This is a genomic window from Brevundimonas viscosa (assembly GCF_900116065.1).
Lineage (GTDB): Bacteria > Pseudomonadota > Alphaproteobacteria > Caulobacterales > Caulobacteraceae > Brevundimonas > Brevundimonas viscosa.
The window spans coordinates 152852-174414 of sequence record NZ_FOZV01000004.1 but is presented as its reverse complement, the minus strand read 5'-3'; the positions used below and the strand labels follow the sequence as shown (position 1 = coordinate 174414).

The 21563-nt window shown below is 70.1% G+C and carries 24 protein-coding genes; 10 read left to right on the top strand and 14 right to left on the bottom strand.

All coding sequences use genetic code 11. The annotated features are described in order from the left end of the window. Positions 1 to 10: 10 nt before the first annotated feature. The 8 genes from rodA to BM333_RS09305 all read right to left on the bottom strand — a co-directional run bounded on the left by rodA (position 11) and on the right by BM333_RS09305 (position 8384). Positions 11 to 1168: a rod shape-determining protein RodA gene (gene rodA, locus BM333_RS09340; RefSeq protein ID WP_092310278.1), complete on the bottom strand. Its 1158-nt coding sequence runs from the start codon at positions 1166 to 1168 to the stop codon at positions 11 to 13. Then, a complete protein-coding gene (gene mrdA, locus BM333_RS09335; protein ID WP_092310275.1) occupies positions 1165 to 3240 on the bottom strand; it encodes a penicillin-binding protein 2 in 2076 nt (691 codons plus the stop codon). Before mrdA ends, rodA begins: the two co-directional genes overlap by 4 nt. Further along, positions 3237 to 3755: a hypothetical protein gene (locus tag BM333_RS09330; RefSeq protein WP_177221853.1), complete on the bottom strand. Its 519-nt coding sequence runs from the start codon at positions 3753 to 3755 to the stop codon at positions 3237 to 3239. Before BM333_RS09330 ends, mrdA begins: the two co-directional genes overlap by 4 nt. After that, on the bottom strand, positions 3752 to 4801 hold the full coding sequence (gene mreC / locus BM333_RS09325) for a rod shape-determining protein MreC (RefSeq protein ID WP_092310272.1): 1050 nt from the start codon (positions 4799 to 4801) through the stop codon (positions 3752 to 3754). Before mreC ends, BM333_RS09330 begins: the two co-directional genes overlap by 4 nt. 136 nt (positions 4802 to 4937) lie before the next feature. Beyond that, positions 4938 to 5978 carry a rod shape-determining protein gene (locus BM333_RS09320; RefSeq protein ID WP_092310269.1) on the bottom strand — a complete coding sequence of 347 codons (1041 nt, stop codon included), beginning with the start codon at positions 5976 to 5978 and terminating at the stop codon, positions 4938 to 4940. A 238-nt stretch (positions 5979 to 6216) separates the two neighbouring features. Beyond that, positions 6217 to 6837, bottom strand: a complete 621-nt coding sequence (locus BM333_RS09315; RefSeq protein WP_092310266.1) for a glutathione S-transferase family protein — start codon at positions 6835 to 6837, stop codon at positions 6217 to 6219. Positions 6838 to 6892: 55 nt separating this feature from the next. Then, positions 6893 to 7612, bottom strand: a complete 720-nt coding sequence (locus BM333_RS09310) for a TVP38/TMEM64 family protein (RefSeq protein ID WP_092310263.1) — start codon at positions 7610 to 7612, stop codon at positions 6893 to 6895. A 58-nt stretch (positions 7613 to 7670) separates the two neighbouring features. Further along, positions 7671 to 8384, bottom strand: coding sequence for an alternative oxidase (locus BM333_RS09305; protein ID WP_092310260.1), 714 nt, complete (start codon positions 8382 to 8384; stop codon positions 7671 to 7673). A 199-nt stretch (positions 8385 to 8583) separates the two neighbouring features. Here BM333_RS09305 and BM333_RS09300 point away from each other — a divergent pair, with 199 nt between their 5' ends. Continuing rightward, positions 8584 to 9789, top strand: a complete 1206-nt coding sequence (locus BM333_RS09300) for a pyridoxal phosphate-dependent aminotransferase (RefSeq protein ID WP_092310257.1) — start codon at positions 8584 to 8586, stop codon at positions 9787 to 9789. A gap of 75 nt (positions 9790 to 9864) precedes the next feature. On the opposite strand, the gene fabG is transcribed toward BM333_RS09300, so the two are convergent. The 3 genes from fabG to BM333_RS09285 form a co-directional block, all read right to left on the bottom strand. Beyond that, entirely contained in the window at positions 9865 to 10605 is a 741-nt protein-coding gene (gene fabG, locus BM333_RS09295; protein WP_092310254.1) for a 3-oxoacyl-[acyl-carrier-protein] reductase, read from the bottom strand. 19 nt (positions 10606 to 10624) lie between these two features. Further along, positions 10625 to 11569: an ACP S-malonyltransferase gene (gene fabD, locus BM333_RS09290; RefSeq protein WP_092310251.1), complete on the bottom strand. Its 945-nt coding sequence runs from the start codon at positions 11567 to 11569 to the stop codon at positions 10625 to 10627. A gap of 70 nt (positions 11570 to 11639) precedes the next feature. Further along, a complete protein-coding gene (locus BM333_RS09285) occupies positions 11640 to 13046 on the bottom strand; it encodes an FAD-binding oxidoreductase (protein ID WP_092310248.1) in 1407 nt (468 codons plus the stop codon). A gap of 56 nt (positions 13047 to 13102) precedes the next feature. On the opposite strand from BM333_RS09285, the gene BM333_RS09280 reads away from it, so the two are divergent. From BM333_RS09280 to BM333_RS09270, 3 genes are all read left to right on the top strand, one after another. Beyond that, a complete protein-coding gene (locus tag BM333_RS09280; protein ID WP_092310724.1) occupies positions 13103 to 13525 on the top strand; it encodes an NUDIX hydrolase in 423 nt (140 codons plus the stop codon). A 76-nt stretch (positions 13526 to 13601) separates the two neighbouring features. Further along, positions 13602 to 14585 carry an SPFH domain-containing protein gene (locus BM333_RS09275; RefSeq protein WP_092310721.1) on the top strand — a complete coding sequence of 328 codons (984 nt, stop codon included), beginning with the start codon at positions 13602 to 13604 and terminating at the stop codon, positions 14583 to 14585. Positions 14586 to 14588: 3 nt separating this feature from the next. After that, complete coding sequence (locus BM333_RS09270; protein WP_092310245.1) at positions 14589 to 15047, top strand: NfeD family protein; 459 nt, start codon at positions 14589 to 14591, stop codon at positions 15045 to 15047. A 179-nt stretch (positions 15048 to 15226) separates the two neighbouring features. Here the strand turns inward: BM333_RS09270 and rnhA are convergent, their stop codons facing one another. Beyond that, complete coding sequence (rnhA, locus tag BM333_RS09265; RefSeq protein WP_092310242.1) at positions 15227 to 15670, bottom strand: ribonuclease HI; 444 nt, start codon at positions 15668 to 15670, stop codon at positions 15227 to 15229. A 106-nt stretch (positions 15671 to 15776) separates the two neighbouring features. On the opposite strand from rnhA, the gene BM333_RS09260 reads away from it, so the two are divergent. The 4 genes from BM333_RS09260 to BM333_RS09245 are packed head-to-tail and all read left to right on the top strand — an operon-like array spanning position 15777 to position 17855. Further along, a complete protein-coding gene (locus BM333_RS09260) occupies positions 15777 to 15995 on the top strand; it encodes a twin-arginine translocase TatA/TatE family subunit (protein ID WP_092310239.1) in 219 nt (72 codons plus the stop codon). 29 nt (positions 15996 to 16024) lie between these two features. After that, positions 16025 to 16603, top strand: a complete 579-nt coding sequence (gene tatB / locus BM333_RS09255; RefSeq protein WP_092310236.1) for a Sec-independent protein translocase protein TatB — start codon at positions 16025 to 16027, stop codon at positions 16601 to 16603. Beyond that, entirely contained in the window at positions 16600 to 17493 is an 894-nt protein-coding gene (gene tatC, locus BM333_RS09250) for a twin-arginine translocase subunit TatC (RefSeq protein ID WP_092310232.1), read from the top strand. The genes tatB and tatC overlap by 4 nt, the downstream gene beginning before the upstream one ends. Positions 17494 to 17552: 59 nt before the next feature. Further along, a complete protein-coding gene (locus BM333_RS09245) occupies positions 17553 to 17855 on the top strand; it encodes a hypothetical protein (protein WP_092310229.1) in 303 nt (100 codons plus the stop codon). A 77-nt stretch (positions 17856 to 17932) separates the two neighbouring features. Here the strand turns inward: BM333_RS09245 and glnA are convergent, their stop codons facing one another. After that, complete coding sequence (gene glnA, locus BM333_RS09240; protein WP_092310226.1) at positions 17933 to 19342, bottom strand: type I glutamate--ammonia ligase; 1410 nt, start codon at positions 19340 to 19342, stop codon at positions 17933 to 17935. Between the two features lie 70 nt (positions 19343 to 19412). After that, positions 19413 to 19751, bottom strand: a complete 339-nt coding sequence (locus BM333_RS09235; protein WP_092310223.1) for a P-II family nitrogen regulator — start codon at positions 19749 to 19751, stop codon at positions 19413 to 19415. A gap of 118 nt (positions 19752 to 19869) precedes the next feature. Between BM333_RS09235 and BM333_RS09230 the strand changes: the two genes are divergently transcribed. Both BM333_RS09230 and yaaA read left to right on the top strand, forming a co-directional pair. Further along, on the top strand, positions 19870 to 20697 hold the full coding sequence (locus BM333_RS09230) for an NAD(P)H-hydrate dehydratase (RefSeq protein ID WP_092310220.1): 828 nt from the start codon (positions 19870 to 19872) through the stop codon (positions 20695 to 20697). 42 nt (positions 20698 to 20739) lie between these two features. Continuing rightward, positions 20740 to 21513 (top strand): peroxide stress protein YaaA, encoded by a 774-nt coding sequence (gene yaaA / locus BM333_RS09225; RefSeq protein WP_092310218.1) that lies wholly within the window; start codon positions 20740 to 20742, stop codon positions 21511 to 21513. Positions 21514 to 21563 lie beyond the last annotated feature (50 nt).

Here is a 21563-nt window from a genome sequence, read left to right as displayed (position 1 = left end):
AGGTCCGCGATCAGAACAACCCGTGCCCCTTGGGCAGTTCGGCGTAACGGTGGACCCGGGTGGAGAGGACGAGGCCGAAACCGAACATCACGGTCATCATCGACGAGCCGCCATAGGACAGCAGCGGCATGGGCACCCCCACGACCGGAGCCATCCCCATGACCATGGCCCCGTTGATCAGCACGAACAAGGCGAAGAAGGCGGTCATGCCGGCGGCGGCGAGGCGCCCGAAGTGGCTGTGGGCCAGGGAGGCGATGCGCAGGGCGATGAGGATCGCGGCCACATAGCAGGCCAGGACGGTGAAGGACCCGATGAAGCCGAACTCCTCGGCGACGGTCGAAAAGATGAAGTCGGTGTGCCGCTCGGGCAGGAACTCCAGCTGGCTCTGGCTGCCGAGACCATAGCCCTTGCCGAGCAGGCCGCCGGAGCCGAGCGCGATCTTGGACTGGATGATGTTGTAGCCCGTGCCCGACGGGTCGGCCTCGGGGTTGAGGAAGGTCAGCACCCGGTTGCGCTGGTACTCGTGCATGCCGAACATCACGAACGGCGGGACCGCGACCACGGCGGCGGCGGCCCCCGCGGCGATGACCCGCCAGCTGAGCCCGGCCATGAACATCACCGCCGCCCCGGTCAGGCCGATGATCATGGCGGAGCCGAGATCCGGCTGTTTGGCGACGAGCAGGAACGGGAGGCCGATCATGCCGGCCGGGATCAGCAGCTTCCACGACCAGCGCGCCTCCTGGGCGGTGTGGTTGTGGTACCAGCGGGCCAGGGCGAGGACGAGACCGATCTTCATGAACTCGGCCGGCTGGATGCGGATGAAGCCGAGGTTCAGCCAGTTCCGCGCCCCGCCGGCGGTGTAGCCGAGGGGCGTGAACTCGATCATCAGGACGAGGACCAGCAGGACGCCGTACAGAGGATAGGCGGCGCGGAACCACCATTTCGGATGGACCATCGCGAGGGTCAGCATGGCGATGAGCAGCGCCCCGAAGCGCAGCAGGTGCTTGGCCGCCCAAGGCTGCCAGTGACCGCCGGCGATGGAGTACAGCATGGCCGCGCCGACGCAGGCGATGACGGCCAGCAGACCGATGAGGCGCCAGTCCAGCTCGGCGATCTTGGTCGACAGCCGGTCGCGCTCGCCCGGGCGGGTCAGGGCCGAAGCGGTCATCGCGGCGGCTCCGCCAGATAGGGGCGCGGGCCGCTGGTCGCGGTCGGCGGCGCGGGCGCCGCCGGCGGGGGCGCTGCGGCCGCGGCGCCGGTGACCTCGCCGCCGGGGCCTGCCCCGCCCTCGCCCTCGTCGGCGCCGGCCGGCGCCTGCGGTTCGGGCGGCAGGGGGCGCTCGATGCGGGCCCGCATGTCGGGGTCCTTGAGGAGAACGGTCTTCATGATCTCGCGGGCGCGCGGCGCGGCGTCGGCGGAGCCGCCCGACGGCGCGTGCTGGATGATCAGGGCGATGGCGTAGCGGGGCGCGTCGTGGGGGGCGAAGGCCACGAACAGGGCGTGGTCGCGCCGCGACCACTGGGCGTTGCGCGGGCCGCGCGACTCGCCGGGACGGTAGTCGCGCGACTGGGCCGTGCCGGTCTTGCCCGCCATCTGGATGTCGCCGAGACCGAGCTGGGAGGCGCGGTAGGCGGTGCCGGTGACATCGTTGGCCACCGCGGCCATGCCGGCGCGGACGATGTCGAGGTGCTCCCGGGAGAACGGCAGGTCAGGCACCGCGGCCCCGGACGGCCGCTCGACGCCGCCCACCGACTTGACGAGACGCGGATGGATGGCCTTGCGTCCATTGGCGATGCGGCTGGTCATCACCGCCAGCTGCAGGGCGTTGACCGCCAGCGCCCCCTGCCCGATCGCCACCGACAGGGTCTCGCCGGGATACCAGGTCGGATCGTCGTCCCAGCTCGTCGCCTCGGTGTACTCGCGCTTCCACCGCGTCGAGGGGACGATGCCCTTCGATTGTCCGGCGATGCCGATCTCGTAGACATGGCCGAAACCGAGGTCCTGGGCCACGCGGGCGATGCGGTCGACGCCGGCGCGATTGCACAGGTGGTAGAAGTAGGTGTCGCACGAGTTCTTGATGGCGTTGTGCATGTCCATCGCGCCGTGGCCGCCGGCCTTCCAGCAGCGGAAGGTGCGGGCGCCGTAGCGGTAGCCGCCGGTGCAGACGACCCGCTCGGTCGGATCGATGCCGGCGTCGAGGAAGGCCAGGGCCGAGGTCATCTTGAAGGTCGAGCCCGGCGGGAAGGTGCCGTAGATGGCCTTGTCGAGCAGCGGCTTGCGCTCGTAGTCGCGCAGCGCGTTGTAGATGCGGGAGGGGACGCCGCTGACGAACAGATTGGGGTCGAAGGACGGCGCCGAAACCATGCACAGGACGTCGCCGTTGCGGATATCCATGACGACGCAGCCGCCGGACTCCTCGCCGAAGACTTCAAGCGCCCGGTTCTGCACGTCGGAATCCAGCGTCAGGATCACGTCCTTGCCCGGAACCGCCGGGCGCGAGCCGCCGATGTCCTCCGCCACCACGCGGCCGCGCGCGTCGACCTCGACGCGGGTGCCGCCCGCCTCGCCGCGCAGATCGGTGTCGAAGGCCTTCTCCACGCCCTGGCGTCCGATGCGGAAGCCCGGATTGTAGAGGATTTCGGGAACCGTCTCGCCGCGCTCCCGGATCGCCTCGATGTCGCGATCGTTGGGCTTGGCGACATAGCCGATGACGTGGGCGAAGGCGCCGCCGAACGGATAGAAGCGCGCCTCGTGCATGTCGGCCATCACGCCCGGCAACTCGTTGGCGTAGAGGTTGACCCGGGCGAACTCCTCCCAGGTCAGGTCGCTCTTCACCGGCACCGGCGAGAACCGCGGCGCGGCGTTGACGTCGCGGATGATCGAGCGGCGCCGATCCACCGTGTCCGGCAGCAGCCGGCCGAGGAGATCGAGCGTCTGGTCGAGGTCCTTGGTCTCGTCGCGGACCACCAGCACGCGGAAGCTGGGCCGGTTGCCGGCGATGACCACCCCGCCGCGGTCGAGGATGCGGCCACGCGGCGGCGGCACCAGACGGAAGTTGAACTGGTTGGCGCTGGCGAGCGTCGTGTACTCCTGCGCCTGGACCACCTGCAGCTGGGCGAGGCGGCCGGTCAGGGCGAGACCGCCGACCGCCGTCAGGCCGCCCAGCACGAAGGTGCGGCGCAGGAAGGAGCCCTGCCGCTCGTTCGGGTCGGAGAAGAAGATGGCGGGTTCCGAACTCATCGGAACCTCACGTCGCCGTCTTCGAAGCGCTCGACCATGCGGTCGGCGAACGGAAACAGCAGCAGGGTCGGCGCGACCTGGCCGAGGAGCGCCAGGATCGACGGGGGATTGGAGGCGAGGAAGCTGGTGACGAGCCAGGCGATCAGGAAGGCGAGGCCGCAGCAGGCCGCGTACCAGACGAACAAGACCGCCGTCTCCTGCCCGATCAGGAAGCTGCGCGACCCCAGCACCACCGCATAGATGGCCAGCAGCGCCAGCGGCCAGAGGCCGAGCGGGCCATACCAGAAGACATCGAGAAACAGACCGAGCGCGGTCAGCACAACCGGCGCCACGATCGACGGCCGGATCAACGCCCAGGCGAAGGCCAGCACCATCGGGATGACCGGCTCGGGGAGGTTGAGGCCGAAGAGCTCGACGGGGGTGGCGAGAAGGATGGTGGCGGCGAGCGCGATCAGGGCCGGAATGAAGATCCACTGCACTGGCCCGACCACGCGGACCGCGACGGGACGTCTCATTCGGCGCCTCCTGTCGACGGCGCCGGGGCCGGCGTCGCCGCCGGCGGCGACGCGGCGGCGGCGGCGGCGGCGCGCTCGAGGGCGGCCTCGGCCGCGGCGGCGCGACGGGCGGCGGCGTCCTCGACCGCCGCAGCCTGCTCGGGCGTGGCGTCGGACAGGGTGCCGAGCGCGGCCAGCGGCGGCGCGTTCAGCGCCTCGGGATCGACCAGCTGGCCGAAGTCCTCGAACATCAGGATGCGGACGTAGTCGATCGCCCCGCGGTCGCTGAACAGCTTCACGCGCCAGCTGCCGTCAACGCCGCGGGCGGCGACGCCGATCGGCAGGCCGCGCGGGAAGGCGCCGCCGTCGCCGGAGGTCAGGATGCGATCGCCTGGCTGGACGGAATCGACGCCCCGCACGAACTCCAGACGCGGGTTGCCCGAGCCGTCGCCGGTGAGGATGGCGCGGGCGTCGGTGCGGTCGACCAGCACCGGGGTGCGGCTGGCGACGTCTGTGAGCAGCAGCATGCGGCTGACGCCGCCCGAAGTCCCGACGATACGGCCGACGAGGCCGTGCTCGTTGATGGCGGGATTGCCGACCTTGACGCCGCGGGCGGAGCCGACATCGAGCAGGCGGGCGTTGGAGAAGGGCCCGCGCGAGTCGGAGACGGACCGGGCGGTGACCATGGGCACCGGCGGCTCGGGCCGGATGCCCAGCATCGCCTCATAGCGGGCGTTGATGTTCTTCAGGGCGATGGCCTGGTCGCGCCACGGCTCCAGCTCTGCCAGCTGACGCTTCAGACGGCGGTTCTCCGAGACGGCGAAGAAGTAGCCGCCGATGCCGTCGGAGATCTGGCCGAACCAGCGGACCGGGGCGGAGAGGACGCCGCCGACGGGGCCGGCCACGGTCTCGACCCCCGACCGCGCGCCGCTGTACGGCGAAGCCGGCGCCCGCTGGTCGCTGAGCAGCAGGAGGATCGCTCCGACGGCGCAGACGACCACGGCCACCGCGGCGGTCCAGACCAGCGGCACCTTGAGGTTCTCGAACGGTCCGTCGCGAAACGCCACGGCGCGCCTTCCTGAAAAGAGGGAATCGGCGGGACGCCCCCCGCCGATACGTCAAGCCTATCGCGAAGTCCGGCCCAATTGGAACCGGCGCTATCCGGCAGTGACAGGGATTTGAGGCGGTATCTGGAACTTGGCCTTACAGGGCCGAGTCGAGCACGCCCTTCATCCAGCGCGGGTGCTCGAGCACCCGGCCGCAGCCGATGGCGACGCACGACAGCGGATCGTCGGCGACCGAGACCGGCAGGCCGGTGTGGTCGCGGATCTCGGCGTCCAGGCCGCGCAGCAGGGCCCCGCCGCCGGTCAGCATGATGCCCTTGTCGGCGATGTCGGCGGCCAGTTCGGGCGGGGTGGCCTCGAGGGCGACCTTCACCGCCTCGACGATCTGCGACACCGGCTCGGCGAGGGCTTCGGCGGCCTGACGCTCCGAGATGCGGACCTCGCGCGGGACGCCCTGCATCAGGTCGCGGCCCTTGACGTCGATCGACAGGCCTTCGCCGTCGGCCGGGATGCGGGCGGTGCCGATGTCCTTCTTGATGCGCTCGGCGGTGGTCTCGCCGATCAGAAGGTTATGGTTGCGGCGCATATAGCTGATGATCGCCTCGTCCATCTTGTCGCCGCCGACGCGGACCGAGCGCGAATAGACGATGCCCGACAGCGACAGCACGGCCACCTCGGTGGTGCCCCCGCCGATGTCGACGACCATCGAGCCGGTCGGCTCGTGGATCGGCAGGCCGGCGCCGATCGCCGCGGCCATGGGCTCGTCGATCAGGCCGACGCGGCGGGCCGAGGCGTTGAGGCAGGAATCGTTGATGGCGCGGCGCTCGACCGCGGTGGCGCCCGAGGGCACGCACACGATCACCTTGGGGTTCACGAAGCCCTTGCGGTTGTGAACCTTGCGGATGAAGTGCTTGATCATCTCCTCGGCGACCTCGAAGTCGGCGATGACGCCGTCGCGCATGGGGCGGATGGCCTCCATGTGGCCGGGCGTGCGGCCCAGCATCTGCTTGGCCTCTATGCCGACGGCGTGGACGATCTTGCGGCCGCCGACGTTTCGCAGCGCGACCACCGACGGCTCATTCAGCACGATGCCCTTGCCCTTCATGTAGATGAGGGTGTTCGCGGTGCCGAGGTCGATGGCGATGTCGTTCGAGATCGCGCCGAAGACGTGGGAGAACATGGGCCTGGGATACCGTTCGTTCGGGCCTGGAAGGGCGTGGGTCTGACCTGATCGTCCCGGCGAGGCCCCGGCCGCGCGCATCCCCATGAGCGCAGCCTCCTGATCGTCTTCGCCTGACCGACCGTCGGCCCGTTTGCCCGTGTCACGTGGCGATTACAAGTCCCTGAGACCGGCCGCCGACATCAACCTGAGCTTGGCCGTTCACGTTACCGTCAGCCACGCTTTCCGCGGCGCCCGCTCAGGCGGGGTGCAGGCCCTCCATATGCAGGGCCTTCTGCACGCAGGGACGCGACTGGACCAAGGTCAGGTGGGCGTTGAGCTTGGGGAAACGATCCGGATCCAGAAGGTCGGCCAGTCGCAGCCAGCGGGAGAAGACCGAGAGATAGCCGTCGGCGACGGTGTAGCGCTCGCCGAGCACCCACGGGCCCTTCAGCAGGTGATGCTCGACGATGTCGTACTTCGCCAAGGCGGGCTCGAGCGCCTGCGCCCTCGCCTCCCCCTCCAGCGGCGGGCGCGCGAACAGGACCTTGCCGATGGCCGGATGCAGGGCGGAGGCGAGGAAGCCGTTCACCCGGAGCATGCGCGCCAGCTCGAAAGGGGCGTCGTCGGGCGGCAGCAGGCCCGCGTCCGGGTGGGTCGCGGCGGCGTACCACATGATGGCGAGGTTCTCGGTCAGCACGCCGTCGTCGCTGACCAGCGCCGGGGTCACGCCGGCCGGGTTCACCGCCAGATACTCCGGCGTCTTCTGCTCGCCCTTGGACAGATCGATCCGCACCAGCTCATAGTCGGCGTGGGCCTCCTCGAGTGCGATGTGCGAAGCCAGGGCGCAGGCGCCGGGGGAATAGTAGAGCTTGAGCATAGGACTCCTCCGGTGGACGACTGGAGGAGAAACGCCGGGGGCGGAGGTTCTTTCCCTAGTCCGGCGCGCCGGCGGCCCGTTCGCGCCGCTTCACGAACTCGCGCACGGCCAGCATCAGGCCCAGCCAGACCGCAGCGACGGCGGCGAGGATCAGGGAGGTCCAGACCCCGTCCCCGGACACCGCCGACACCACGGCCCCGCCGAAGAAGGCGACCAGGGCGGTCTTGGGCAGGACGCCGAGGGCGCAGCCCGCGAGATAGGTCCAGTAGTTCGCCCGCGCGGCGCCGAAGGCCATGTTGACGACGATGAACGGGGCCGAGGGCACGTTGCGGATCATGAAGCTGGCGTAGAAGGCGTTGCGGCCCACGAAGCGCTTGAGCCGCTCCAGCGTGCGGCTGTCCAGCCGGTCGACGAGCCGGGCGGTCGGTCCGCGGCCCAGCCAGTAGGTCACGCCCGCCGAGACCACGGTGGCCACCCAGCTGTAGGCGAAGCCGAGGTTGGGCCCGAAGGCGACGACGCAGGCGGCGATCAGGATGAACTGGGGCGCGCCGATAAAGGCGGCGAGCACGAACAGGGCCACGGTCGCCCCGAAGGCCCACGGGCTGCCCGCGTAGCCGGCCAGCCAGGCCTCGAGCCGCGCCTCGGTGGCGAGGCCCAGCTGGCTCTTGCCGAAGACCAGCAGGCCGAGCGTGGCGCCCAGCAACAGCGCCGCCGCCAGCGCGGTGCGCCAGCGGCGGCCCTCCATGTTGAGGATGAAGTCGAGGAGGCGACGCATGCGTCGCGCTTAGCACCCCGCAGGGGGCGGCGGAACCGGCCCGCCGCCCCGCCGCCGGTCAGGCGGCCATCTTCAGGGCCGGCTCGGGAGCCGCTTTCCAGGTCGGCTCGAGGGCCGCGTGCGGCGGGCAAGGCGCCACCTCGCCGACGGGCAGGCCACCGAGTTCGTTGGCGTAGCCGTGGTTGACGTCGCGGTGGTGAGCCTCGTCGGCGCGGACCACGAGCACGACGTCGCGCAGGGTGGCGTCTTCCGGCAGGCCCCAGTAGCGCTTGGCGATCTCGGGCGCGGGGACGTTGGGGCTGCGGCCTTCGTCGATTTCGGCGAGGTAGTGGGTGTAGCTGATCACCGCCTCTTCCTCGAAGTAGCCGACGACGCGGTGCGCGGTCTTGTTGTGCACCAGGTAGAGGGCGAAGAAGAACAGGTAGAAGACCCACTGCACCGAGACGATGACGACGCGCTCGAAAAGGGTCGGCTTCGAGATCTCGATGAAGGTCATCAGGTGCATGCGCTCGTTCTCGGCCTCGTCCATGAGCGTCTTGATCCACCCCTTGTCGTCGCACATGCGGCGCAGGCAGCTGAGGTGGTTGATGGTGGCCCCGACCATGCCCGGCACCGCCGCGACCGTCTCCAACACGACGGCGCGGTGGCCGTAGCGTCTGGCGAAGAAGGTGTCGGCGCAGAAGCGCAGCAGCTTGGTGAAGCCGAAGGCGACGCGGTCAGACAGACCCTTGGGCTGGTGATGGACGGACAGGTCGACGAGCGGGGCGGTCATGGGAAGATCTCCTACTGATCCGACGCCGGGGGGGAGCGACGTCGGGGATGAGCCGGGTTCTACGGATGGGCCGGGCGCCTCGATATTCGGGTCTTTCCACTAGGGGATTGCCCGGAGCGCGTCGGCGCGCCGCGGGGCGCGATTTGCCCGCCCCTTCGCGACTGCGTAAGGATCGCCCGCCGTTCCCGCCGGAGTCGCCATGTCCAGCCTGCAGTCCGCCGCCCTCGCCCGCGTTAAGCCGTCCGCCACCCTCGCGGTGACGGCGCGTGCGCGGGAGCTGAAGCGCGAGGGCCGCGACGTGATCGGGCTGGGGACGGGCGAGCCGGACTTCGATACGCCGGAGAACGTCAAGGAAGCCGCCATCGCCGCCATCCGCCGCGGCGAGACGAAATACACCGACGTCGACGGCATCCCGGAACTGAAGGCCGCGGTGGCCGGCAAGTTCGCGCGCGAGAACGGCCTGACCTACGGGACCGACCAGATCCACGTCGCTTCCGGGGGCAAGACGGTGATCTACAACGCCCTGCTGGCCACCCTGTCGCCCGGCGACGAGGTGATTGTGCCGGCCCCCTACTGGGTCAGCTATCCCGACATGGTGCTGCTGGCTGGCGGCGAGCCGGTCACCGTGGTCGGCCATGAATCGGACGGCTTCAAGCTGAAGCCGGGGGCGCTGGAGGCGGTGATCACGGCGCGGACCCGATGGCTGATCCTGAACAGCCCGTCGAACCCGACCGGCGCGGCCTACACGCGGGCCGAGCTGGAGGCGCTGGCGGAGGTGCTGCGGCGGCATCCGCAGGTGTGGGTGCTGACCGACGACATGTACGAGCACCTGATCTATGGCGGCTTCGACTTCGTCACCCTGGCGCAGGTGGCGCCGGACCTCGCCGACCGGACGCTGACGGTGAACGGGGTCTCCAAGGCCTACGCCATGACCGGATGGCGCATCGGCTACGCCGGCGGGCCGAAGCCGTTGATCGACCTGATGCGCAAGGTGGCGAGCCAGACGACCACGAATCCCGCGTCGATCAGCCAGTGGGCGGCGGTCGAGGCGCTGAACGGGCCGCAGGACTTCATCGCCGAGCGGGCGAAGCATTTCGAGCAGCGGCGGGACCTGGTGGTCTCGATGCTGAACCAGGCCGCGGGAGTGCGCTGCGCGACGCCCGAGGGGGCGTTCTACGTCTATCCGTCGATCGAGGGCCTGATCGGGAAGAAGACGGCAGGCGGCGCCGTCATCGACAGCGACGACGCCTTCGCCGCCGAACTGCTCGACGCCGAGGGCGTGGCCGTGGTGCAGGGCTCCGCCTTCGGCCTGTCTCCGTATTTCCGCGTCAGCTACGCGACCTCGGAAGAGGTGCTGGAGGAGGCCTGCCGCCGCATCCAGCGGTTCTGCGGTTCGCTGCGGTAGGAAGAGTCCGCGCCGCCCCTCCACCGCCCTTCGGGCGGTCCCCCTCCCCGTCTCCGACGGGGAGGAGACAGGGCCTCAGATCATCGCCATGCCGCCGTTGACGTGGAAGGTCTGGCCGGTGACGTAGGCTGCTTCGTCGGAGGACAGGTAGACGGCGGCGGCGGCGATCTCGTCGCCCTGGCCGAGGCGGCCGGCGGGGATCTTCGACAGGATGGCCTCGCGTTGCTGGTCGTTGAGCACGTCGGTCATCGGCGAGGCGATGAAGCCGGGGGCGATGCAGTTGACCGTGATGCCGCGGCTGCCGACCTCCTGGGCCAGCGACTTGGAGAAGCCGATCATGCCGGCCTTGGAGGCGGCGTAGTTGGTCTGCCCCGGGTTGCCGGTGACGCCGACCACCGAGGTGACGCCGATGATGCGGCCGGCACGGCGCTTCATCATCCCCTTCACGGCGGCGCGGGACAGGCGGAAGTAGCTCTCGAGGTTGACCTTGATGACCTGCTCGAAGTCCTCGTCCTTCATGCGCATCAGCAGGCCGTCCCTGGTGATGCCGGCGTTGGCGACGAGGATGTCCAGCGGGGCGCCGGCCGCCTCCTCAGCGCGGGCGACGAGGCCGTCGACCGACTCCGCGTCCGACAGGTTGGCGGCGGCGGCGAAGGCGCGCTCGCCCAGTTCCTTCGCCAGGTCCTGCAGCACCGCCTCGCGCGTGCCGGAAAGGACAACGGTCGCGCCCTGGGCGTGTAGGGCGCGGGCGATGGCCCCGCCGATGCCGCCGGTGGCGCCGGTGACGAGGGCGGTCTTGCCGGTGAGATCGAACATCTTCTTATTTTCCTCGTGATCAGAGCGACTTCGCGAAGGCTTCCAGGTCCTCCGGCGTGTTCAGCGACTGGCTCTCGGCGTCGGGGGCGATGCGTTTGGCCATGCCGGTCAGCACCTTGCCCGAGCCGATCTCGGCGAAGCGGCTCGCGCCGCCCTCCCCGGCCATCCATTCCATCGACTCGCGCCAGCGGACGCGGCCGGTGACCTGTTCGACCAGCAAGCGGCGGATGATCTCGGGATCGGTTTCCGGGCGGGCGGTGACGTTGGCGACGACGGGGACGACCGGGGCGGAGACGCGGGCGTCGGCGAGGGCCTCGGCCATCTCGTCGGCGGCGGGTTGCATCAGCGGGCAGTGGAAGGGGGCCGAGACGTTCAGCGGGATGGCGCGGGCGCCCAGCTCCTTGGCCTTCTCGATGGCCCGGTCGACGGCGGCCTTGTCGCCCGAGATGACGATGTTGCCGGCGTTGTTGTCGTTGGCGACGACGCAGACCCCGACCTCGGAGCCGGCCCGGGCGGCTTCCTCGGCCAAGGCGAGATCCGTCTTCGGCCCGATCAGCGAGGCCATGGCGCCCCGGCCCACCGGCACGGCGCGCTGCATGGCCTGGCCCCGCAGCTTCAGCAGACGGGCCGTGTCGGCGAGGCTGATCGAACCGGCGGCGCACAGGGCGGAATATTCGCCGAGCGAGTGACCGGCGACGAAGGCGGCGCGGTCGACGCCGACGCCGAACTCGGCCTTCAGAACGCGGGCGGCGGCGACCGAGACGGCCATCAGGGCCGGCTGGGCGTTCTCGGTCAGGGTCAGCTGGTCCTCGGGCCCCTCGCGCATCAGCTGCGACAGCTTCTGGCCCAGCGCCGCGTCGACCTCGGCGAAGACCTCGCGGGCGCCGGCGAAGGCGTCGGCCAGCGCCGCTCCCATGCCGACCGACTGGCTGCCTTGTCCGGGGAACAGCAGGGCGAGGGTCATGAACAGGCTCCGATGCCGTGAATCGAGGGCGCAGCGATAGGCCGGGCCTGCCGCAGGGGCAAGCCGCGGCTCAGAACAGAACGGCCGGGTTCATGATCCGGTTCGGGTCCAGCGCCGCGCGGATGGCCTGCACGGCGGCGACCTCGGCCGGGGACTTGTAGCGGCGCGCCTCGTCGGTCTTGAGACGGCCGAGGCCGTGTTCGGCCGAAATCGAGCCGTCGTAGCGGGCGACGATGTCGTGGACGATCCGGGAGCCCTCCGGCTGGCGGGCCATGAAAGCCGCGGGGTCGGCGTGAGGCGGGCGCATGACGTCGTAGTGGATGTTGCCGTCGCCGACATGGCCGAAGGCGCTGACGCGGGCCCCCGGCTCGAAGCGGAGCACGGCGGCGGTGGCCTCTTCGAGGAAGTGGGCGATCCGGGAGACGGGGACAGAGACGTCGTGCTTCCAGCCCGGTCCCTCGGGCTTCTGGCCGGCCGACTGCTCCTCGCGCACCTTCCAGAAAGCGGCCCGCTGGGCCTCGTTCTGCGCGATGGCGGCGTCGGTGATCAGCCCCCGCTCGAAGGCGTCGGCGAGCAGGGCCTCGAGCGCCGCCTCGGCCGCGCCCGGCTGTCCGGCGCCAAGCTCGACCAGCACGCACCAGGGCGGGGTCGAGTCCAGCGGCTCGCGCGTGTCGGGGATATGCTTGAGGACCAGTTCGAGACCGATGCGCTTCATCAGTTCGAAGGCCTCGACCCCGCCGCCGGTCTCGGCCTTGGCGCGGGCCAGCAGTTCGACGGCGGCCTCCGGCGTATCGATTCCGACCACGGCGGTGGCGCGCGAGCGCAGCGCCGGATGCAGCTTCAGGGTCGCGGCGGTGACGACGCCGAGCGTGCCCTCGGCCCCGATCAGCAGCTGCTTGAGGTCGTAGCCGGTGTTGTCCTTGCGCAGGCGCTTCAGGCCATGGAAGACCTCGCCGTTAGGCAGGACCGCCTCCAGCCCAAGCACCAGATCGCGCATCATGCCGTAGCGGACCACCCCCGTGCCGCCAGCGTTGCTGGACACCGCCCCGCCGATGGTGGCCGTGCCCTCGGACGCGAGGCCGAGCGGGAATCGGCGGTCGATGGCGGCGGCGGCCTGCTGGGCCTCCAGCAGGGTGACGCCGGCCTCTACCGTCAGGGCGTCGTCGAGCGGACTGACGACGCGGATCGCCCGCAGGCGGCGGGTCGAGAGCAGCACCTCGCCAAACGGGATCTGGCCGCCGACCAGGCCGGTGCCGCCGCCTTGGGTGACGATCGGGATGCGGTGGTCGGCGCAGGCCCGGACGGCGCGGGCGACCTCGTCGGTCGAACGGGGCAGCAGCATCAGCGGCGTGGCCCCGCTCCAGCGGCCGCGCCACTCGGTCAGGGAGGGCCCGATCTCGGCGGCGTCCTCGGTCCAGCCGCCGGGGCCGAGGGCGTGCTTGAGGGCGGCGAGGGCGGCGGCGGAGGGCGGGATCATGCGGCGGTTGTTCCAGAGTCATGGACGCGGGGGAAGAGGCGCGCCAACTTCCGGTCATGTCGAGTCCCCTGCCCGCCCCGGTCCCCTGCGTCGGCGTCGTCTGCCTGAGGGGCGAGGAGGTGCTGCTGATCCGCCGCGGCCGGCCGCCGCGGCAGGGCGAGTGGAGCCTGCCCGGCGGGCGGATCGAGCCCGGCGAACGCGCCGTGGACGCGGGCCTGCGCGAGCTGCGCGAGGAGACCGGGGTGGAGGCGCGCCTAATCGGTCTGCTGGACGTGGTCGACGGCGTCTTTCCCGAGGCCGGGCGGCACTATGTGCTGATCGACTATGTCGCCGAGTGGGTGTCGGGAGAGCCGGTGGCCGGGGACGACGCGGCGGAGGCCGCCTTCGTCCCCGTGGCCGAGGCCTTGCGGCGCGTGGCGTGGGCCGAGACCCGCCGGATCATCGCCCTCGCCGCGGAGAAGATTACAGCGAGTTCATGAACCGCCCGTCCGGTTTCTGTGGCGGCCGCTCCCCGGCCTGATAACCTGAACGGGATTGGGAGGCTCCTTGATGGACATGTCGGTTCTGTTCGTGGTGGCGCTGGTCGTTCTGGCCTTCGTGCTGCTGTTCAGCGTGGTGAAGATCGTGCCCCAGGGGCGCGAGTACACGGTCGAGCGCTTCGGCAAGTACACCCGCACCCTGAGCCCCGGCATCAGCCTGCTGACGCCGTTCGTCGAGCGCATCGGCCGGCGGATGAACATGATGGAGCAGGTGCTGGACGTCCCGACCCAGGAGGTCATCACCAAGGACAACGCCATGGTGAAGGTCGACGGCATCGTCTTCATCCAGGTGATGGACGCCGCCCGCGCCGCCTATCGCGTCGACAACCTGCCCTACGCCATCGCCCAGCTGTGCATGACCAACCTGCGCACCGTGGTCGGCTCGATGGAGCTGGACGAGGTGCTGAGTCAGCGCGACGCCATCAACACCCGGCTGCTGCACGTCATCGACGCCGCCACCGAGCCGTGGGGCGTCAAGGCCAACCGCATCGAGATCAAGGACCTGACCCCGCCGACCGACATCACCAACGCCATGGCCCGGCAGATGAAGGCCGAGCGCGAGCGGCGGGCGGTGATCACCGAGGCGGACGGCGAGAAGCAGGCGGCGATCGCCCGCGCCGAAGGGGCCAAGCAGGCCGCCATCCTCGAGGCCGAGGGCCGGCGCGAGGCCGCCTTCCGCGACGCCGAGGCGCGCGAGCGCGAGGCCGAGGCCGAAGCCCGCGCCACGGCCATGGTGTCGGAGGCGATCGCCCGCGGCGACGTCAACGCCATCAACTACTTCGTGGCCCAGAAATACGTCGAGGCCTTCGCCGAACTGGCCCGCAGCCCGCAGCAGAAGACGGTCATCGTGCCGTCGGAGATGGGAGCCTTGGTCGGCACCCTCGCCGGCGTCGGCGAACTGGTCGGCCTGGCCCGCGAGCAGCAGGGCGCCGCCCGCGCCGCGCCGCCGACCCCGCCCCGTCCGCCGCGCGCGCGCGGTTCGGTTCCCGGCACGGAGTAGACCATGGACGCCCTGATCGACCTGCACGCCGCCCAGCCGTTCTGGATCTGGCTGGCGCTCGGCGTGATCCTGCTGGCCGTCGAGGCGGCCTTCTCGACCGAATGGCTGCTGTGGCCGGCGGTGGCGGCGGGCATCGTGGCGGTGGTCACCGCCCTGAACCTGCCGCTGGGCGGATTCTGGGGCGAGGCGGCGCTGTTCGCCGTGCTGACCGTGATCGCCACCCTGATGTCGCGGCGACTGATCCAGCGGGTCAATCCCGGCGACGCGCCCGACATCAACGCCCGCGACGGCCGCCTCGTCGGCGAGCGGGCGCGGGTGACGGAGACCTTCGTCGACGGCCGCGGCCGCGTCTTCGTGTCAGGCGCCGAATGGGCCGCCGAGATCGACGGCGCCGCCCCGCCGGTGGGCGAGAGCGTGATCGTCGAATCGGTCGACGGGGCGCGCCTGCGGGTGCGGGCCTAGACGATCGTGAGCCGCGTCCCACCCTGGATGGTTTGGGCGGCTTTCATTGGGGGGGCCGGCTATACTGCCTGGACGTCCGGGGACAACTGGGCGGGTCGGATCGTGGCGTTTCTTATCCTGACCGTGCCCGTCGCGCTTTGGATTCGACACAAGGTCGAAAAACGCCGGAAGACGGCCGATCAGGACTGAAGCATCTCGTCAACGCCGCGGTTGGCCAGCCGGTCGGCGCGCTCGTTCAGTTCGTGGCCGGCGTGACCCTTGACCCAGTGCCACTTCACCTCGTGACGCAGGCGGGCCTCGTCGAGGCGTTTCCACAGGTCGTCGTTCTTGACCGGCTTCCTGTCGGCCGTCTTCCAGCCGCGCGCCTTCCAGCCGCGGATCCATTCGGTGATGCCGGTCATGACGTATTTGCTGTCGGTGTGCAGGTCCACGCGGCACGGCCGGTTCAGCGCCTCCAGCGCCCGGATCGCCGCCATCAGCTCCATGCGGTTGTTGGTGGTCAGCGCCTCACCGCCCCACAACTCCTTCTCGTGACCGCCGCCGGTCTGGAGCACGGCGCCCCAGCCGCCCGGACCCGGATTGCCGCGACAGGCGCCGTCGGTGTGGATGATGACGTGACTCATGGGCGCGTGCCTACAGGTTCGCTTGGCGTCGCGCCACCGATCCGCCTATATGCGCCGGCAAGCTGATTTCCGGGTCGCGCATCGACCCGAACGAGGAGACTTCGCCGTGGGTTCTTTCAGCATCTGGCACTGGGTCATCGTCGCCATCGTGGTGCTGCTGTTGTTCGGCGGCCGGGGCAAGCTGTCGGCCATCATGGGCGACGCAGCCAAGGGCGTGCGGGCGTTCCGCGACGGGCTGAAGGACACTGACGAGACCAAGCCCGCGGACGAGCGCGCCGGCGCCCTCCCGCGCACCGACGCGGAAAAAGAAGACCTGAAATCCTGATCGCGCTCTCGCGCTGGAGACCCTGACGTATGGGCGGCCTCGGCCCCGGCATCGGGGGGTTCGAATATCTGATCATCGCGCTGGTGGCCCTGCTTGTGGTGGGGCCAGAGCGCCTGCCGCTGATGCTGCGCAAGCTGGGTCAGTGGGTGGCCAAGGCGCGCCGCATGGCCAACGAATTCCGCTCCAGCTTCGACGAGATGGCGCGCCAGTCGGAGCTCGACGAACTGCGCAAGGAGGTCGAGGCGCTGCGCCGCGGCCAGTCCAACATGATGCCGCTGGGCGCGGAGGCCGAGGCGACCTTTCGCGACATCCGCGACGACCTGAACCGGCCGCTCGACGCCCCGGCTCCGGCCCCCGCCCTCACCGCGCCCGAGGAGTGGCCCGCCAGCCCTCCGGCGACGGCGCCGCTGGAGACGCCGGCCCCTGCGATCGAGCCCGCCGCCAAGCCGGCGCGCGCCCGAAAGACGGCGGCCAAGGCCGGAACCTCCAAAGACAAGCCATCGCCCCGGAAGGCGGCCAAACCGCGCAAGACGGCCGCCGCCGCTGACGCCCCGGCCGCCACTAGGCCGAAGCCGCGCGCGACGCGCCGCAAGGGGACCGCCTCGTGAGCCGTACCGATCAGGACGAGGCCGAGATCGAGGCGTCCCGCGCACCGCTGATGGCGCATCTGATCGAGCTGCGCACCCGTCTGCTGATTTGCGTGGTCGCGTTCGTCCTCGGCTTCATCCTGTGCTTCAGCTTCTCCGAGCCGATCTACATCTTCCTGGTGAAGCCGTTCGCGGCGGCGGCGGCCTTCCACGCGGCGGCGGGCGGCGGGGCGCACGCGGCGGTCTCGCCGCTGGACCTGATCCTCGGCACCGCCGGCCTGAAGCCGTTGCCGCTGATCGACGGCCAGACGGTCAATCTGATCTACACGGCGCCGCTGGAAATCCTGTTCACGAAAATGAAGCTGGCCGGCTTCGGGGCGGTGATCGTGGCCTTCCCGGTCCTTGCCTGGCAGCTGTACCGCTTCGTCGCGCCCGGCCTGTACCGAAACGAGCGGGGAGCCTTCCTTCCCTTCCTGATCGCGGCGCCCCTGCTGTTCCTGCTCGGCGCGGCGCTGGTTTACTTCGTCATGCTGCCGTTCGTGATGTGGTTCTCGCTGAGCCAGGGCATCGACCAGGCCGGCGTCAGCGCCGCCTTGCTGCCCAAGGTGTCGGAATACATGAACCTGGTGACGGCGCTGATCCTCGCCTTCGGCCTCTGTTTCCAGCTGCCAGTGGTCATGACCCTTCTGGGCCTGGCCGGGATCATCAGTTCGAAAACCATGGCCGAGGGGCGGCGGTACGCCATCGTCGCTGTGGTCGTGGTGGCGGCCGTCGTGACCCCGCCGGACCCGATCAGTCAGCTGATGCTCGCCGTGCCGCTGGTGCTGCTCTATGAGGTGTCGATCTGGTGCGTGCGCCTGATCGAGCTGCGCCGGAAGAAGGCGGACGAGGCCGAGGGCCTGGCCGCCTGAGCGGAACCGGCCCTGCAGCGGGACCGTTTGGCGGGGGTTCCATCGCAGGAGTTCCCCCCATGCGCCTTCCCCACACCCCGATCGCCGCGGCCCCGGTCGCGGCCCTGGCCCTGGTCGCCGCGGCCTGCACCCCGGCGGACAATGACGGCGCAAACGCCGACGCGGCCGGCGAGGCCGCGCCCATCGAAACCCGGACCGTGGTCGAGACCCGCGAGGTCGCCGTTCCGACGTCGCCGGTCGTGGTCGAGCGCGAGGTCGCCGTCCCCACCCCGCCGGTCGAGATCGAGCGCGTCCCCGAGGGCGACACCACCACCGTGCGCGCCGGTCGCGACGGCGTCGAGGTCGAGACCACCAACCGCTAGGTCGGGGCCGCAAACGATAAGGGGCCGGACGATCGCTCGTCCGGCCCCTTCCGCGTGATCGTCAGTCCCCCTGTCGATCAGCAGCTGTAGTACATGTCGAACTCGACCGGATGCGGGTGCAGCTGCAGGCGCATCACCTCCTCCATCTTCAGCTCGATGTAGCTGTCGATGAAGTCGTCATCCATGACGCCGCCCTTCTTGAGGAAGGCGCGGTCCTTGTCGAGGTTCTCCAGCGCCTCGCGCAGCGAGCCGCAGACCTCGGGGATGTTGCCGCGCTCTTCCGGCGGCAGGTCGTACAGGTTCTTGTCGGCGGCAGCGCCCGGATCGATGCGGTTCTCGATGCCGTCGAGGCCGGCCATCAGCAGGGCGACGAAGGTCAGATAGGGGTTGCCCATCGGATCGGGGAAGCGCGCCTCGATGCGCTTGGCCTTGGGCGAATTGACCCACGGAATCCGGATCGAGGCCGAGCGGTTGCGGGCCGAATAGGCCAGCTTCACCGGCGCTTCGTAGCCGGGAACCAGCCGTTTGTAGGAGTTGGTCGTCGAGTTGGCGAAGGCGTTGATCGCCTTGGCGTGCTTGATGATGCCGCCGATGTACCACAGGCACATGTCCGACAGGCCGGCGTACTTGTCGCCGGCGAACAGCGGCTTGCCGTCGCGCCAGATCGACTGGTGCACGTGCATGCCCGAGCCGTTGTCGCCGAAGGTCGGCTTGGCCATGAAGGTGGCCGATTTGCCGTAGGCGGCGGCGACGTTGTGGATGACGTACTTATAGAGCTGGGTGCGGTCGGCCATGGTCAGCAGGTCGCTGAACTTCAGGCCGAGCTCGTGCTGGGCCGGCGCCACCTCGTGGTGGTGCTTCTCCGGCTGCATGCCGAGGTCGCGCATCACGCCCAGCATCTCGCTGCGCAGGTCCTGGGCGCTGTCGGTGGGATTGACGGGGAAGTAGCCGCCCTTGTGCGTCGGGCGGTGACCCATGTTGCCTTCGGAATACTCGGCGCCGGTGTTCGCCGGCAGCTCGATCGAATCATAGCTGTAGCCGGTGTCGTGCGAGGCCGTGGACCAGCGCACGTCGTCGAAGATGAAGAACTCGGCTTCCGGCCCGAAATAGACGGTGTCGCCCACGCCCGACGACTGGACATAGGCCAGGGCCTTCTTGGCCATCGAGCGGCTGTCGCGGTTGTAGGGCTCGCCGGTGTCCGGGTTCAGCACGTCGCAGAACAGGAACAGGGTGGTCTGCTGGTAGAAGGGATCGATCCAGAAATTGGCCAGGTCCGGCTTGAGCAGCATGTCGGACTCGTTGATCGCCTTCCAGCCGGCGATCGACGAGCCGTCGAACATGGTGCCCTCCTCGAGGAACTCCTCGTCGACGAGGTCGATGTCGAAGGTGACATGCTGCATCCGGCCCCTGGTGTCGGTAAACCGGAGATCGACGTAGCGGACGTCCTTCTCCTTGATCTCTTTCAGTATCTTGCCGGCGTCGCTCATTTCTCGAGGTCCGTTTCTTGGGGAGGAAGTGAAACGGCCGCCCCTAAGGACGGCCGGTGGTCTGTGGCGGTCAGACGGCCTGGGCCCCCGTCTCGCCGGTGCGGATGCGGATGACGTCGATGACGTCGGACACGAAAATCTTGCCGTCGCCGATCTTGCCGGTCCGGGCGGCGGTCTGGATGGCTTCCACCACAGCGGCGACCAGATCGTCGGGAACCACCACCTCGATCTTGATCTTGGGCAGGAAGTCGATGACGTACTCGGCGCCGCGGTAGAGTTCCGAATGCCCCTTCTGGCGGCCGTAGCCGCGCGCCTCGAGCACCGTCATGCCCTGCACGCCGACGTCCTGCAGCGCCTCCTTCACTTCATCGAGCTTGAAGGGCTTGATGACGGCTTCGATCTTTTTCATCGGCGATCCCGGCGGGCCAGACATGCCGCGCGCTCGGGCGGGAAATGGACATTGCATTGCACAATAAGGCAAGTCCTTTTGCGCCGGAACCGCCATCCGTGAACGGAGGAGAGGCTCGATGACTGTGGACGCCCTGCCCGACTGGCGCGCCGCCCTGCCGTGGCCGGCCCCCGACGCCCACAAGCATGCGCGCGGCCGGCTCGGGGTGGTGTCCGGACGCGCGACACAGACCGGCGCGGCGCGGCTGGCGGCGCGGGGAGGTCTGAGAATCGGCGCGGGGCTGGTGCGCATCCTGTGCCCGCCGGACGCCGCCGCGGTCATCGCCCCCACCATCGAGGCGATCATGCTGACCCCGTTCGGCTCGATCGAAGCCCTGTTCGAGGCGGCGGAGTCGCTCGACGCCGTTGTGATCGGACCTGCCGCCGGGGTGAACGAACCGACCCAAGGAAACCTGCGGGTGCTGGCCGAGACGGGGGCTGTCCTGGTCGTCGACGCGGACGGCCTCACCGCCTTCGAGCACCGGCCCGCCGAGCTGTTCGAGCTGCTCGACCGCGACGACGTGCTGACCCCTCACACGGGCGAATTCGAACGGCTGTTCCCGGGCCTGCTGGAGGCCGGACGGGAGGCGGCGGCGCGGGAGGCCGCGGCCCGGGCCGGCGCGGTCGTGGTGCTGAAGGGGCCGGAAACGGTGATCGCCGCGCCGGACGGGCGGCTGGCGGTCAACGACAACGGCACGCCGTGGCTGGCGACGGCGGGGACCGGCGACGTGCTGGCGGGGATGATCGGCGGACTGGCGGCGCAGCGCATGGACAGCTTCGAGGCGGCCCGGGCCGCGGTGTGGATGCACGCCGAGGCGGCGCGCGCCTTCGGGCCTGGCCTGATCGCCGAGGACCTGCCCGGGCGCCTGCCGGCGGTGCTGGCGAGCCTGTATGCCGCGCACGGCTGAGCGGCGGTTCAATTCCCCGGCGAAGCGGCCTAACAGGACGCCATGCTGATCGTCCTCGCCCCGGCCAAACGACTGGACTTCACCGAAGCCGGCCCCGAGGCGCCCGCCAGCGAGCGGCGCTTCGTCGAGGACACCACATCGCTGGTGCGGACGGCGCGCCGCCAGACGCAGGCGGAGCTGCGCCGGCTGATGTCGCTGTCAACCGATCTGGCGAAGCTGAACCAGGAGCGGTTCCGGGCGCTGGACGCCGCGGCGCTGGACAAGGGGGTGCAGGCCGCCTTCGCCTTCGCCGGCGACGTCTACCAGGGGCTTGAGGCCCGCTCGATGGATGCGGAGACCCTCGGCTGGGCGCAGGACCATATCCGCATCCTGTCGGGCCTCTACGGCCTGCTGCGGCCGCTGGACCGGATCCAGCCCTACCGGCTCGAGATGGGTACGCGGCTGAAGACCCGGCGCGGCGCCAACCTCTACGACTTCTGGGGCGACCGCATCTCGAAACAGCTCAACGCCGACGCCGAGGGTCACGCCGATCCGACGCTGGTGAACCTGGCCAGCCAGGAATATTTCGGCGCCGTGGACGCCCGGGCGCTGAAGCTGCGGGTGGTGACCTGCCACTTCCGCGAGGCCCGCGACGGCGAGAGCCGGGTGATCTCCTTCTTCGCCAAGCGGGCGCGGGGGGCCATGGCCCGCTTTGCAGCGGACGAGCGCATTGCGGCGGCGGCCGACCTGAAGGCCTTCGACCGCGACGGCTACCGTTTCGACAAGGCTTCCTCCAGCGAGACGGACTGGATATTCATCAGGTCGGGAAATTCCTGAGGCCGGTCGCCTTCGCACCCGCGAACGGCTAGGCTGACGGCGCAAGACAG